Origin of the sequence: Pseudomonas sp. COR18, assembly GCF_048568395.1 — a bacterium.
Taxonomy (GTDB): domain Bacteria; phylum Pseudomonadota; class Gammaproteobacteria; order Pseudomonadales; family Pseudomonadaceae; genus Aquipseudomonas; species Aquipseudomonas fuscovaginae_B.
Genome location: NZ_CP183808.1, coordinates 4406183 through 4419308, shown reverse-complemented (window position 1 = coordinate 4419308; position 13126 = coordinate 4406183). Strand labels below are relative to the sequence as shown.

Below are 13126 nucleotides of genomic sequence, written 5' to 3'. Positions count from 1 at the left end.
TATTCACGGACAGTTCACAAAGTGCAGTCAGTCGCAGGACCCACCGACAGCGAAGGCGTCGGAAACAACGCCTAATTAGCCATGATGCGTGAACTGCCCTTAGGCGTTCACGGTAAATGCAACCCGCTGCGGATTCTGCGCGCGGCAGCACCCGAATTATCAGGGATACGTGTAGGGTGGAGATGCACAACCGTCGGACTGTGTAGCATTAGGCTTGTTCAAGACGCTTCATATCGTCCACACCCGCGGTTGATTCCTCCTCCTGACTCAGTTTTGCTTAAAGCGGGGCTTATGCCACCACAGCAAGCAGGAAGCGTCGGTCGCGACTTCGCCACTAGTACTAGTAGGTCGAAATCTCGCTAGACACTGGAATGGCCCGCCACTCCATGACGCACCTGACACCGACCGTGAGAAGTCGTGTGTGCCGAACGCCGTTTCCGGCAGCCCGGAAACCGACGGTACTACATGAAAAGAATGCTGATTAACGCAACTCAACCCGAAGAGTTGCGTGTTGCGCTGGTAGACGGCCAACGCCTCTACGACCTGGATATCGAGTCCGGTGCGCGCGAACAGAAGAAGGCCAACATCTACAAAGGCCGGATCACCCGTATCGAGCCCAGCCTCGAGGCCGCTTTCGTCGACTTCGGCTCCGAGCGCCACGGCTTCCTGCCCCTCAAGGAAATCTCCCGCGAGTACTTCAAGAAGGCACCCGAAGGCCGCGTCAACATCAAGGAAGTCCTGAGCGAAGGCCAGGAAGTCATCGTCCAGGTCGAGAAGGAAGAACGTGGCAACAAGGGCGCCGCCCTGACCACCTTCATCAGCCTCGCCGGTCGCTACCTGGTGCTGATGCCGAACAACCCGCGTGCCGGCGGCATCTCCCGCCGCATCGAAGGCGAAGAACGCAACGAACTGCGCGAGGCGCTGAACGGCCTGGTCGCCCCGGCCGACATGGGCCTGATCGTCCGCACTGCCGGCCTGGGCCGCAGCAGCGAAGAAATGCAGTGGGACCTCGACTACCTGCTGCAACTGTGGACCGCGATCAAGGAAGCCTCCCAGGATCGTTCCGCACCTTTCCTGATCTACCAGGAAAGCAACGTAATCATCCGCGCGATCCGCGACTACCTGCGCCAGGACATCGGCGAAGTGCTGATCGACAGCGTCGAAGCCCAGGACGAAGCCCTGACCTTCATCCGCCAGGTGATGCCGCAGTACGCCAGCAAGATCAAGCTGTACGAAGACAGCGTACCGCTGTTCAACCGCTTCCAGATCGAAAGCCAGATCGAGACCGCCTTCCAGCGCGTCGTCGAGCTGCCGTCCGGCGGTTCCATCGTGATCGACCCGACCGAGGCCCTGGTGTCCATCGACATCAACTCGGCGCGCGCCACCAAAGGCAGCGACATCGAAGAGACTGCGCTGCAGACCAACCTGGAAGCCGCTGAAGAAATCGCCCGCCAACTGCGTCTGCGCGACATCGGCGGCCTGATCGTGATCGACTTCATCGACATGACCCCGGCCAAGAACCAGCGCGCCGTGGAAGAAAAGGTCCGCGAATGCCTGGAAGCCGACCGTGCCCGCGTTCAGGTCGGCCGCATCTCGCGCTTCGGCCTGCTGGAAATGTCCCGTCAACGTCTGCGCCCATCCCTGGGCGAGAGCAGCGGCATCGTTTGCCCACGCTGCAGCGGCACCGGCATCATCCGTGACGTCGAGTCGCTGTCCCTGGCAATCCTGCGCCTGATCGAGGAAGAGGCCCTGAAGGACCGCACCGCCGAAGTCCGCGCCCAGGTGCCGATCCCGGTTGCCGCATTCCTGCTCAACGAAAAACGCAACTCGATCACCAAGATCGAACTGCGCACCCGCGCCCGCATCGTGATCCTGCCGAACGATCACCTGGAGACGCCGCACTTCGAAGTGCAACGTCTGCGTGACGACAACCCGGACGCCACCAACAACCAGTCCAGCTACGAGATCGCTGCCGCCGCCGCCGAAGCGGAAGAAGCCCAGCCGGCGGCCGCGACCCGCACCCTGGTTCGCCAGGAAGCTGCGGTCAAGACCGCCCCGGCCCGCGCCAATGCACCGGTGCCGACCGAAGTGGCCGCCCCGGTTGCCGCCGCTCCTGCTCCGGCTCCAGCCCCTGAACCAAGCCTGTTCAAGGGCCTGGTGAAGTCGCTGGTCAGCCTGTTCGCCGGCAAGGAAGAACCGGCCGCACCGGTGGTGGTCGAGAAGCCTGTCGCCGAACGCCCGGCGCGCAACGAAGAGCGCCGCAACGGCCGTCAGCAGAGCCGCAACCGCAACGGCCGCCGCGACGAAGACCGCAAACCGCGCGAAGAACGTGCACCTCGTGAAGAACGGGCACCACGCGAGCCGCGTGAAGAGCGCGCCCCACGTGAGGAACGTGCGCCACGCGAGGAGCGCGCCCCGCGCGAACTGCGTGAAACCCGTGACGACGCGCCAGCCGCCCGCGAAGAACGTGCACCGCGCCCACCCCGCGAGGAACGCGCGCCGCGTGCCCCACGTGAAGAGCGCAAGCCACGCGGTGAGCGCGAAGAACGTGTACGCGAACTGCGCGAGCCGCTGGATGCCACCCCGGCCGTCGGTGCCGTAGCCGCTACTGCCGCTGCCGCGGTAGTCGCCGAGGAACGTCCAGCCCGTGCGCCACGTGAGGAACGCCAGCCACGCCCACCGCGTGAAGAGCGTCAGCCACGCGCCGAACAGGCTGCCGCGGCCAGCGAGGAAGAAGTCCTGCAAGGCGAAGAGCAACTGGAAGATGGCCAGGACAACGCCGAAGGTGGCGAGCGTCCACGTCGTCGCTCCCGTGGCCAGCGTCGTCGCAGCAACCGTCGTGAACGTCAGCGCGATGCCAACGGCAACGTGATCGAAGGCTCGGAAGAAGCCGGCGAAGGCCAGCAGGCCGAAGCCAGCGGCGCCGAACTGGCTGCCGGCCTGGCCGTGACCGCCGCCGTTGCCAGCAGCGCGATCAGCGCCAACGCCGAAGCCGAAGCGCACCAGCAGGCTGAACGTGCCACCGCCGCCACCCTGGAAACCCCGACCGCTGAAGCGCCTGCCGTTGAAGCGACCACCCCGGTTGAGGTGATCGCCGCACCGGAAGTGGAAGTCGCCGAGGTTCGCGAAGCTGCGCCGGTAGCTGAAGCACCGGTCGAAACCGCTGCCGCCGAGCTGCCGGTGTTCGTCGCGCCTGAGCCGGCGGTCGAGGCTCCAGCCGCCGAAGCCCCGACTGTCGAGGCTGCCCCGGCTGAAGCACCGGCAGTTGAAGCAGCGGTCGTCGAGAAGGCTGCCGAACCTGCTCAGGAAATCCAGGCCACCTTCCAGTGGGCTGCCGAACCTGCCGCCGTCGAAGCGCCGGTGGTTGCCGAGCCTGCTGCCGTGGAACCTGCGGTCGTCGCTCAGCCTGAGCCCGCTCCGGTTGTCGAAGCCACACCAGTGGTCGCTGAAGAAGCGGCTCCGGTTGCGGTGGAAGCTCCTGCGGTGGTCCTGACCAGCAATGGCCGCGCACCGAACGACCCACGTGAAGTACGCCGTCGCAAGCGCGAGGAAGAAGCACGCAAGGCTGCCGAACTGGCTGCTGCCGCGGCGGCTCCTGCCGAGGAAGCTGCCGTTGCTGCCGAACCGGCGCCGGTGGTTGTCGAGGCGGAACAGGCCCCTGCGGCCCCTGTCGTTCACAACGAAGCGGCTACCGAGGAAAACTCGCAGCCTGCCGAAGAAGTGATCGAGCACGCGCCAAAAGCCCTGGAAACAGTCGAAGAGCACAAGCCTCACGCCTGATTCGATGGCCAATGAAAAGCCCCGCCTGCAGTGATGCAGGCGGGGCTTTTTCATGGGTCATGGGTGGTGCGCTTCGAAAACCAGAGCCGCAGGCAAATCGACATCCCAGACGATCCCGCGGTCCTCCACCGGCACCGGCTCGACCGGCCCCCTGGCAAACAGCGCCTTCGCTCCACGATCACCGGACAACGCCCGTAACGCCCCCCGAAATCGCGGCCGAACCCCACGGGATGCCCATACCCGCCAGCCAGCGTCGGTACGCAGATCCGCTCCCTTGCCATCCTCGCCAGTACCCGTTCAAAGGTCTCCGGCAGGATAAATGGCATATCCCCCAGCACCATCAGCCAGCCGTCGGCATCGGCACTGGCGGCGACCCCGGTGGCAATGCTGTCACCCATGCCCGTGGACCCGGGCAACAGCACCCGGCAGCCGTGGGCCTGGCCCAGGCGAATCACTTCAGGCCGATCCGCCGTGGTCACCAGCACCCGCGCGCCCAGGCTGTCAGGCAGGCTGCGCAGCACCTGTTCCAGTACCGGACGCACCACCCCGTCACGCCCCTCGCAAGCGGCCAGCAACTTGTCCTGATCGGCCCCGGCCACCTGCCGGAACCGACTGCCCTGCCCCGCCGCCAGGATGATCGCGGCAATCGACTCATTCACCCGATGCCAGCTCCGCTTTCTTCTGCCGTGACTCCACGCCGTTCTTGATCGCGACGATCTCGGCCAACAGCGACAAGGCGATCTCCGCCGGCGTGTGACTGCCGATAGGCAAGCCGATCGGCCCATGCAACCGCGCGATCGCCTCGCTGCCCAGCCCCAGCAGCGCCAGATTGTCCCGCCGCTTGCGGTTGTTGACCCGCGAGCCCAGCGCACCGACGTAGAAGGCCCTGGAATTGAGCGCCGTCAGCAAGGCCATGTCGTCCAGCCGCGGGTCATGGGTCAGCGCGACGATCGCCGTGCGCTCGTCGGCCTGGATATTCAGCACCGCCTCATCGGGCATGCCCGGTACGAAACGGCCGTGCGGTTCCTCCCAGCCGTGAACGAACTCCTCGCGCGGATCGCAGACCAGTACCTCGAAATCCAGCATCCGCGCCATCTGCGCCACATAGCGCGACAACTGCCCGGCGCCGATCAGCAGCAGGCGCCAGCGCGGCCCGTAGATGGCCCGCAGCGTGCGCTCATCGAAGCTCAGCAGATCCTGCCGGCCGGCCTCATGCAGAGTCACCGTGCCGCTGACCAGATCCAGTTCACGCGCGACGATCTCGTGAGCCTCGCAACGCCGCAGCAGTTGCTCGACCCAGGCGACATCGCCGACCCGTTCCTCGGTCAGACGCAGGGTGCCACCACACGGCAGGCCGAAGCGCGCCGCCTCCTCGCGACTGACACCATAGGTCACCAGTTGTACCGGGGGCCCGTCTGCGGGCAGGCGCCCATCGTGCAGGCGGGCGATCAGGTCATCCTCGATGCAACCACCCGACACCGAGCCGATCACCACACCATCCCCGCGCAAGGCCAGCATCGCCCCGGGCTGGCGCGGCGCGCTGCCCCAGGTCCGGACCACGCTGTACAGCATTACCCGGTGCCCGGCGCGGCGCCACTGCAGGACGCTGCGCAGGACATTCAGATCGACGCTGTCCATCAGGCCTGCGCCTTGTTCCAGCCTTGCAGCTGATAACGCACCGGCAGGTTGCGGATACGCTGACCGGTGGCAGCGAAGATCGCATTGCACAGCGCCGGCGCGATCGGCGGCACCCCAGGTTCACCGACACCCCCCAGTGGCACCTGGCCCGGCGGCGTGACCAGGTGCACCGCCACTTCCCGGGGGCCAGGGACATGCGCGCCACTTCGTACATATGGAAGTTGTCCTGCTGGACCTGGCCCTCCTTGAAGCTGATCTCGCCCAGCACCGCGTTGCCCAGGCCCATCACGCAAGCGCCCTCGAACTGCGAGCGGATCCGTTCCGGGTTGATCTGCGGTCCGCAGTCCACGGCGATATCGGCCTTGTGCACGATCAGCGTGCCATCGTCCTTGACCTCGACCTCGATCACCGCCGCCACATAGGTGACGAAGCTGTAGTGCACCGCCAGGCCCAGGCCACGTCCCTTGGGCAGCTTGCGCCCCCAGCCGGCCGCCTTGGCCGCGGTTTCCAGCACGGTGCGCAGGCGTCCGGTATCGATCGGGTAACGCTCCGGCGACTCACCGTAGTTCCACTGTTCGCTCAGGCTGCGCGGATCGATCTGCCGGTCGGGTCCCAGCAGCTTGAGCTGATAGGCCAGCGGATCCTGGCCGGCCTTGTGCGCCAGCTCGTCGACGAAGCTCTGGATGGCGAAACCATGGGGAATGTTCGACACCGAGCGGTACCAGCCGACCCGGGTGTGGACTTTCGCCTCGGGGTTCTCCAGGCGCACGTTGGGAATGTCATAGGCCATGTTGGTGAAACCCATGCCCAGTTCGAACGCCGCCTCGTTGTTCATGTTCGGCGCGAACAGCGCGGTGATGCTCGGGGCCACGGTGCGGTGCAGCCAGCCGGATGGCGTACCGTCCTGGTTCAGGCTGGCCTGCAGGTATTCCGCCGACACGGTGTGGAAATAGGAGTGGTGGATGTCGTCCTCGCGGGTCCATTGCACCCGCACCGCCGTACCCGGCATCGCCTTGGCCAGGATCGCCGCCTCGATGACGTAGTCCGGCTTGGACTTGCGCCCGAAGCCACCACCGAGCAGGCTGACATGGACGGTGACCTGGTCGAAACCGATGCCCAGCCGCTCGGCAATCCGCTCGCGGGTGACCTGGGGGGCCTGGGTCGGCGCCCAGGCCTCGCATTGCCCGTCGTTGAAACGGGCGATGGCGACCATCGGCTCCATCGGCGCCTGCGCCAGGTGCGGCAGGTAGTAGCCGGCCTCGAACTGGCTCGCGGCCCCCTTGAGCGCCTCATCGACATTGCCGGTATTGCGCACCACCTTGCCCGGCTGGCGTGACGCGGCTTCCAGTTCCTGGCGATAGGCAACCGAATCGTAGCGGGCATTGTCGCCATCGTCCCAGACGATGTTCAGCGCCTCGCGCCCCTTGATCGCGGCCCAGGTGTTGCTGGCGATCACCGCCACGCCACCCAGCGGCTGGAATTCGGACGGCAACGGGCGAGATTCGATCTCCAGCACCTTGAGCACCCCCGGCACCTTCAGCGCCGCCGCCGCATCGAACGACTTGAGCTTGCCGCCATACACCCGCGGACGCGCCACGGTGGCATAGACCATCTTCTCGAAATGGATATCGGCCCCGTAAAGGGCACGGCCGTTGACGATATCCGCACCGTCGATGGCCCGCGTCGATTCCTTGCCGATATAGCGGAACTCCGCGGGCTGCTTGAGCCGCAGGCTGTCCCGCGGCGGCACCGCCAGGGCGCCGGCAGCGGCGGCCAGGGCTCCATAGCCCAGCTCGCGCCCGCTCGGGCTGTGGATAACCTTGTGCAACTGCGCCCGGCACTCGCCGACCGGCACGTTCCATTGCTGCGCGGCAGCCTGTTCCAGCATGGTCCGTGCGGCAGCACCACAGCGGCGCATGGGTTCGTACCAGTGACGCATGCTGCGCGAGCCATCGGTGTCCTGGTTGCCGAAACGCACTTCGTCTCCCGGCGCCTGGCGGACCTTGACCTGCGCCCAGTCGGCCTCCAGTTCGTCAGCCACCACCATGCTCAGGCTGGTACGCACGCCCTGGCCCATCTCCGAACGGTTGCAGACCACCGTCACACTGCCATCGGCGCCGATGCTGACATAAACCTTGGGATCGTCGACCCAGCCATTGGGCATGCCGTCGGCGCCGTACTTCTTCTCGCCTTCGGCAAAGGCATCGGGCAGGCCCCAGGTGGCCGCCAGCACCAGCGCGCCAGTGGCGCCGACCCCTTGAGAAAGCCGCGCCGGCTGAGGTTGCTCAGGGCGAAATCGTTCAGGGACCGGCTCATGCCTTGGCCTCCTGCAAATGGGCGGACGCGGCCTGGATGGCCGTCTTGATACGGTTGTAGGTGCCGCAGCGGCAGATATTGCCAAGCATGGCTTCCTCGATCTGCTCGTCGCTGGGCTTGGGGTTCACCTTGAGCAGGGCAGTGGCCGACATGATCTGTCCGCCCTGGCAGAACCCGCACTGCGCCACGCCACCGTCGAGCCAGGCCTGTTGTACCGCCTGGCCGACCGGATCGCTGTGCAGGTTGTCGATGGTGCGCACGTCGCGGCCCACCACCGAGCCGATCGGCGTGACGCAGGAACGGGCCGCCAGGCCGTCGATATGCACGGTACAGGCACCACACAGGCCCATGCCGCAGCCGAATTTGGTCCCGGTATAACCCGCCACGTCGCGAATAGCCCAGAGCAGCGGCATATCCTCGGTGACGTCCAGGGGATGGTCTTGACCATTGAGTTTCAGGGTAATCATGGGCACGCCCGCATCGTTGAAGGTCATGGGGTCGAGCCATCTGCAAGGGGCCGCACGGACGGCAGCAGATCGACTCAGGCTAATCGGCTCTCTTGTGAAGCGGGTGCTTCACCGGGCCGTTCGTTGAGGCTTTTTTACCGTTTTGACCAGCCCGGGGAAAGCCATTCCATGCAAAAAAGCCCCATGCAGTCCGACTGCACAGGGCTTTGAGAGAAAGCGCTCCGGCTGACCAACGATCAGCATAGCCTCATTCAGTAGAGGTTCGGTTCCATTTCCAGCTCAACCGCAAAACGCTCGGCGATATCGGCCTGGATCCGCCGGGCCAGGGCCAGCAGTTGCTCCCCCGTCGCCGCGCCGTGATTGACCAGCACCAGCGACTGAAGGCGATGCACACCGGCGTCGCCATCGCGGAAGCCCTTCCAGCCGGCCGCCTCGATCAACCAGCCGGCCGCCAGTTTCACCTGCCCGTCGGCCTGTGGATAACCGACCAGCGCGGGGTGAGCCTGCTTCAGCTCGGCGGCGTGAGCGGCCGAGACCAGCGGGTTCTTGAAGAAGCTCCCGGCATTGCCGAGTACCGCCGGGTCCGGCAGTTTCTCGCTGCGAATGCTGCAGATCGCCCGACTGACATCAAGCGCCCCCGGCTGACTGACACCCTGCTCTTTCAGGCGCTCGGCCACCGGACCGTAGCCCAGGTGCAACTGCTCGACCCGGCTCAGGGCAAAGCGCACCCGCAGGATCAGCCAGCGCCCCTCGGCGTGCTTGAACAGACTGTCGCGGTAGCCGAACTGGCACTCTTGCAGGGAAAACTCGCGCAATTCGCCGGTCTGCCGGTCGAGGGCGGTGAGGCCAGCGAACACATCCTTGATCTCGACGCCATAGGCGCCGATGTTCTGCATCGGCGCGGCGCCGACGGTGCCGGGGATCAGGCTGAGGTTCTCCAGGCCATACCAGCCTTGGGCCAGGGTAGCCAGCACGAACGGATGCCAGGGTTCGCCGGCCTCGGCCTCGACGATCACACGCTGGCCGTCATCGCTGAGCAGGCGAATGCCGCGACTGCCCATGCGCAACACCAGCGCCTGGATATCGCCGGTCAGCAGCAGGTTGCTGCCACCGCCGATCACCAGCAGGGGCAATTGCCGCTGCGCCGCGAAAGCCAGGGCCTCGCGCACGTCGTCATCACCGTGGGCCTCGGCGAACCACTGGGCACGGACATCGACGCCAAAGCTGTTGTAGGGCTTGAGGGAAACACCGGCTTGCGGTTGCAGGCTCATAGACGCCCCCGGAGTTCGTCGACCAGGCGATCGCTGGCCTGCTCGATCAGGTCCAGTACCTGTTCGAAGCCGTGTTCCTCGTCGTAGTACGGATCCGGGACCTCGTCCACCGCACCGTCGTAACGACGCAGGAACAGGTCCAGCTCGGCCTTGCCCTGGGCCGGCTGCAGCTGCTTGAGGTGGCGCAGGTTGCTCTGGTCCATGGCGAGGATCAGGTCGAAGCGGTTGAAATCCGCGCTGCTCACCTGGCGGGCGCGCTGCGCCGACAGGTCGTAGCCGCGCAGCCGCGCCGCCCGCTGGCTGCGGCTGTCCGGCGCCTTGCCGACATGCCAGTGGCCGGTACCGGCGGAATCGACCTCGATCAGTTCGGCGAGACCGGCCGCGCGCAACTTGTGGCGCAAGACGCCTTCGGCCGTGGGCGAACGACAGATGTTGCCCAGGCAGACAAACAGGACCCGCATCAGGCCTCCAGCAAACGACGAACGCGTTCGAGGTCTTGTGGTGTATCGACGCCGGTGGGCGGTGCCTCCAGGGCGTCGGCCACATGGATTCGCACGCCGTGCCACAGGGCCCGCAACTGCTCCAGGCGCTCGGTGGTTTCCAGCCAGCACGGGCCCCAGCCGACGAAGTCATGCAGGAAGCCGGCACGGTAGGCATAAATGCCGATATGCCGACGGAACGGCACGCCTTGCGGCAGGTGTTCACGATTCTCGGCAAAATCGTCGCGGGCCCAGGGCAAGGTGGCCCGGCTGAAGGTCAGGGCCAGGCCGTTGATGTCGCTGACCACCTTGACTACGTTCGGGTTGAACAGCGCCTCGACCTCTTCGATCGGCTCGGCCAGGGTGGCCATGCGCGCTTCGGTGTGCGCCGCCAGGTTGGCCGCGACCTGGTCGATCACCACCGGCGGGATCAACGGCTCGTCACCCTGGACGTTGACCACGATCGCCTCCGGTTCCAGCCCCAGCAGGCTGGCGACTTCGGCCAGGCGATCGGTGCCGGACTCATGGTCTTCGCGGGTCAACAGCACTTCGGCGCCGAAGGCCTGGCAGGCTTCGACGATCCGTGGGTCGTCGGTGGCCACCACCACCCGCTGGGCGCTGCTTTTGCGCGCCTGTTCCCAGGTGTGCCGGATCATCGGCTTGCCGGCGATCAGTTGCAGAGGCTTGGCCGGCAGGCGCGTGGAGGAATACCGCGCCGGAATCACGACGATGAACGGAGTGCTCATTTGTCCAGACGCTCATCGGCGCTCAGGGTGCGCGCCTCGCTCTCGAGCATCACCGGGATGCCGTCGCGAATCGGGAACGCCAGGCCGGCGCCCTTGCTGATCAGCTCGGTCTTGTCGGCGCTGAGCTTGAGCGGCCCCTTGCAGATCGGGCAAGCGAGGATATCGAGCAGTTTGGTGTCCATGAGGAGTTCCCTGGATAAAAAGGGGTTTAGGGCAAAAGACGATCGGGCAGCAGGCGCAGCAATTGCGTGTCGAACCAGGCCACGAACGCTTCGGAAGGCACCGCGTCGACCGCCAGGTACCACCAGTCGGCGGCCGCGAACGCCCGGCATTTCACCGCGTCCTTTTCGGTCATGACCAACGGCAGCGACGGCGTGAAACTCAGGGCCTGCGCGCTGTATTCGGCATGATCGGCAAAGGCGTGGGGCACAGGCTGCCAGTGTAGCGTTTCGAGGGTATTGAAGAAACGTTGCGGATTACCGATGCCGGCCACCGCGTGCAACGCCTGGCCGACGGGAAAGTGGTCGAGCGGCTGGCGTTCGCCGCTCAGCAGATTGACCAGAGCGGTCGGCTGCAGGCGGAAGGCGAAACCGTCGCCGCGATCGGCGTCGGCGCCGTTGTACATCAGCGCGTCGACACTCTGCAGGCGCTCCAGCGGCTCGCGCAGGGGGCCGGCGGGCAGACAGCGGCGATTGCCCAGGCCACGGGCGGCGTCGATCAGCACCAGTTCCAGGTCGCGGGCCAGGCGGTAATGCTGCAGGCCGTCGTCGGAGAGGATCAGGTCGAGCTGTTCCTCGGCCAGCAGGGCCTGCACCGCGCGGCTGCGATCCGGATCGATCATCAGCGGCACATCGTTGCGCCGGACGATCAGCAGCGGCTCGTCGCCGGCTACCGCCGCGGACTGCTCGGCACGTACCCGCCATGGCAGGCTCGGCGGCCTGGCGCCGTAACCACGGCTGACCACGCCCACGCGCAGGCCGCGACGCCGGCAATGCTCGACCAGCCAGAGAATCATCGGGGTCTTGCCCGTACCGCCGACCGTGATGTTGCCGACCACGATCAACGGCACCGCAGGTTGGTAGATGTCGCCTGCGCCGGCAACGAAGCGGGCGCGCCTGCCATCGACCACGCGACGATACAGCCACTCCAGCGGGCGCAGCAGGGTCAGGGCCGGATGGCCCTCGTACCAGGCGCGCAACAAACGGTCCGAGAGAGCCATCAGGGCGCCGGCGCCGCCTCGACGGTGGTCATGCGCAAGTGACTGAAGCCGAGCTTGCCGGCGGCGTCCATCGCGGTGATCACGGCCTGGTGCTGGGTCTTGCCGTCGGCACTGATCGACAGCGGCATGTTGGTGTCACCGTTGGACTCCTTCTGCAACGCTTCCATCAGGGTCGACAGGTCATTCTTCGGCAGTATCTGGTTGTTCACCGAGAATACGCCATCAGCGCTGATGGCGATGTCCAGTTGCTTGACCAGTTGATCCTCCGCCGGCGAACCGCTGACCGCCTGCGGCAGGTCGACCCGCAGTTGGGTTTCGCGGGTGAAGGTGGTGGTGACCACGAAAAACAGCAGCAGGACGAACACCACGTCGATCAGCGAGGCGAGGTTGATATCGATGGTTTCCCGGGGCTTGCGGCGGAACTTCACGCTTTGCCCCCGGGCATTTCCACATCGCGGTCGCCCTGGACCACTTCGACCAGCTTGATCGCCTGCTGCTCCATGCCCACCACCAGCTCATCGATGCGGCGTTGCAGGAAGCGGTGGAAGAACACCGCGGGAATACCGACGATCAGGCCTGATGCGGTGGTGATCAGCGCCTTGGAGATACCGCCGGCGAGGACGGCCGCATTGGTGGTCATGCCCGAGCCCATGAACGAGCTGAAGATATCGATCATGCCCAGCACCGTACCGAGCAGGCCGAGCAGCGGCGACATGGCGGCGATGGTGCCGAGGGCGTTGATGTAGCGCTCCAGTTCATGGATCACCCGGGCGGCGGCCTCTTCGATGCACTCCTTCATGATCTCGCGACCGTGCTTGGAGTTCGCCAGGCCCGCGGCGAGGATTTCACCCAGGGGCGAGTCGGCGCGCAGTTGCTTGAGTTTTTCCTTGTCCAGCTGCTTGTCACGGATCCACACCCAGACCTGCCCCAGCAGATGCTCCGGGGTCACCCGGCTGGCGCGCAGGGTCCACAGGCGCTCGGCGACGATACCCACGGCGGCGATGGAACTCAGAATGATCGGCAACATCATCCAGCCGCCGGATTTGACCAATTCCCACACAGTGACAGCCCCCTCGAAAAAGTGCGCCACTCTAACATAGGGGTCGGCCGGGCCGAAGAACGTGATGTCGCATCAGGGAGCGGTTTAATAACCCTGGGCTATTTGAATCACGCTGCACCGGCCCCCCACAAGGGGACTGGAGTGCTCAGC

At 65.8% G+C, this 13126-nt stretch carries 10 protein-coding genes and 2 pseudogenes; 1 reads left to right on the top strand and 11 read right to left on the bottom strand.

Features of this window, described 5'->3' with window-relative positions; translation table 11 throughout:
• Positions 1-465: 465 nt before the first annotated feature.
• Positions 466-3780 (top strand): ribonuclease E, encoded by a 3315-nt coding sequence (gene rne / locus ACM62G_RS20460; RefSeq protein ID WP_419735419.1) that lies wholly within the window; start codon positions 466-468, stop codon positions 3778-3780.
• A 57-nt stretch (positions 3781-3837) separates the two neighbouring features.
• Here the strand turns inward: rne and ACM62G_RS20455 are convergent.
• The 11 genes and pseudogenes from ACM62G_RS20455 to ACM62G_RS20405 all read right to left on the bottom strand — a co-directional run bounded on the left by ACM62G_RS20455 (position 3838) and on the right by ACM62G_RS20405 (position 12976).
• Positions 3838-4439, bottom strand: a pseudogene (locus ACM62G_RS20455) (nucleotidyltransferase family protein).
• The gene (locus ACM62G_RS20450; protein WP_419735418.1) at positions 4432-5418 is read right to left on the bottom strand and encodes an XdhC family protein; all 987 of its coding nucleotides are present in this window, start codon (positions 5416-5418) and stop codon (positions 4432-4434) included. The pseudogene ACM62G_RS20455 and the gene ACM62G_RS20450 overlap by 8 nt, the downstream one beginning before the upstream one ends.
• Positions 5418-7734, bottom strand: a pseudogene (locus ACM62G_RS20445) (molybdopterin cofactor-binding domain-containing protein). Before ACM62G_RS20445 ends, ACM62G_RS20450 begins: the two are co-directional and overlap by 1 nt.
• Entirely contained in the window at positions 7731-8201 is a 471-nt protein-coding gene (locus tag ACM62G_RS20440; protein ID WP_054061193.1) for a (2Fe-2S)-binding protein, read from the bottom strand. The pseudogene ACM62G_RS20445 and the gene ACM62G_RS20440 overlap by 4 nt, the downstream one beginning before the upstream one ends.
• Before the next feature lie 251 nt (positions 8202-8452).
• Positions 8453-9472, bottom strand: coding sequence for a UDP-N-acetylmuramate dehydrogenase (gene murB, locus ACM62G_RS20435; RefSeq protein WP_419735417.1), 1020 nt, complete (start codon positions 9470-9472; stop codon positions 8453-8455).
• Positions 9469-9933 (bottom strand): low molecular weight protein-tyrosine-phosphatase, encoded by a 465-nt coding sequence (locus tag ACM62G_RS20430; RefSeq protein WP_419735416.1) that lies wholly within the window; start codon positions 9931-9933, stop codon positions 9469-9471. The genes murB and ACM62G_RS20430 overlap by 4 nt, the downstream gene beginning before the upstream one ends.
• Complete coding sequence (kdsB, locus tag ACM62G_RS20425) at positions 9933-10697, bottom strand: 3-deoxy-manno-octulosonate cytidylyltransferase (RefSeq protein ID WP_419735415.1); 765 nt, start codon at positions 10695-10697, stop codon at positions 9933-9935. The genes ACM62G_RS20430 and kdsB overlap by 1 nt, the downstream gene beginning before the upstream one ends.
• On the bottom strand, positions 10694-10879 hold the full coding sequence (locus ACM62G_RS20420; protein WP_017905777.1) for a Trm112 family protein: 186 nt from the start codon (positions 10877-10879) through the stop codon (positions 10694-10696). The genes kdsB and ACM62G_RS20420 overlap by 4 nt, the downstream gene beginning before the upstream one ends.
• 26 nt (positions 10880-10905) lie before the next feature.
• Positions 10906-11916: a tetraacyldisaccharide 4'-kinase gene (gene lpxK / locus ACM62G_RS20415; protein ID WP_273825748.1), complete on the bottom strand. Its 1011-nt coding sequence runs from the start codon at positions 11914-11916 to the stop codon at positions 10906-10908.
• Complete coding sequence (locus tag ACM62G_RS20410; protein WP_054061406.1) at positions 11916-12344, bottom strand: ExbD/TolR family protein; 429 nt, start codon at positions 12342-12344, stop codon at positions 11916-11918. Before ACM62G_RS20410 ends, lpxK begins: the two co-directional genes overlap by 1 nt.
• On the bottom strand, positions 12341-12976 hold the full coding sequence (locus ACM62G_RS20405) for a MotA/TolQ/ExbB proton channel family protein (RefSeq protein WP_054061405.1): 636 nt from the start codon (positions 12974-12976) through the stop codon (positions 12341-12343). Before ACM62G_RS20405 ends, ACM62G_RS20410 begins: the two co-directional genes overlap by 4 nt.
• Positions 12977-13126: the final 150 nt, after the last annotated feature.

What these genes read in the sequence shown, in the direction of transcription:
- rne (WP_419735419.1), top strand. Translation starts at nt 466, where the DNA reads ATGAAAAGAATGCTGATTAACGCAACTCAACCCGAAGAGTTGCGTGTT.
- ACM62G_RS20450 (WP_419735418.1), bottom strand. Translation starts at nt 5,418, where the DNA reads ATGGACAGCGTCGATCTGAATGTCCTGCGCAGCGTCCTGCAGTGGCGC.
- ACM62G_RS20440 (WP_054061193.1), bottom strand. Translation starts at nt 8,201, where the DNA reads ATGATTACCCTGAAACTCAATGGTCAAGACCATCCCCTGGACGTCACC.
- murB (WP_419735417.1), bottom strand. Translation starts at nt 9,472, where the DNA reads ATGAGCCTGCAACCGCAAGCCGGTGTTTCCCTCAAGCCCTACAACAGC.
- ACM62G_RS20430 (WP_419735416.1), bottom strand. Translation starts at nt 9,933, where the DNA reads ATGCGGGTCCTGTTTGTCTGCCTGGGCAACATCTGTCGTTCGCCCACG.
- kdsB (WP_419735415.1), bottom strand. Translation starts at nt 10,697, where the DNA reads ATGAGCACTCCGTTCATCGTCGTGATTCCGGCGCGGTATTCCTCCACG.
- ACM62G_RS20420 (WP_017905777.1), bottom strand. Translation starts at nt 10,879, where the DNA reads ATGGACACCAAACTGCTCGATATCCTCGCTTGCCCGATCTGCAAGGGG.
- lpxK (WP_273825748.1), bottom strand. Translation starts at nt 11,916, where the DNA reads ATGGCTCTCTCGGACCGTTTGTTGCGCGCCTGGTACGAGGGCCATCCG.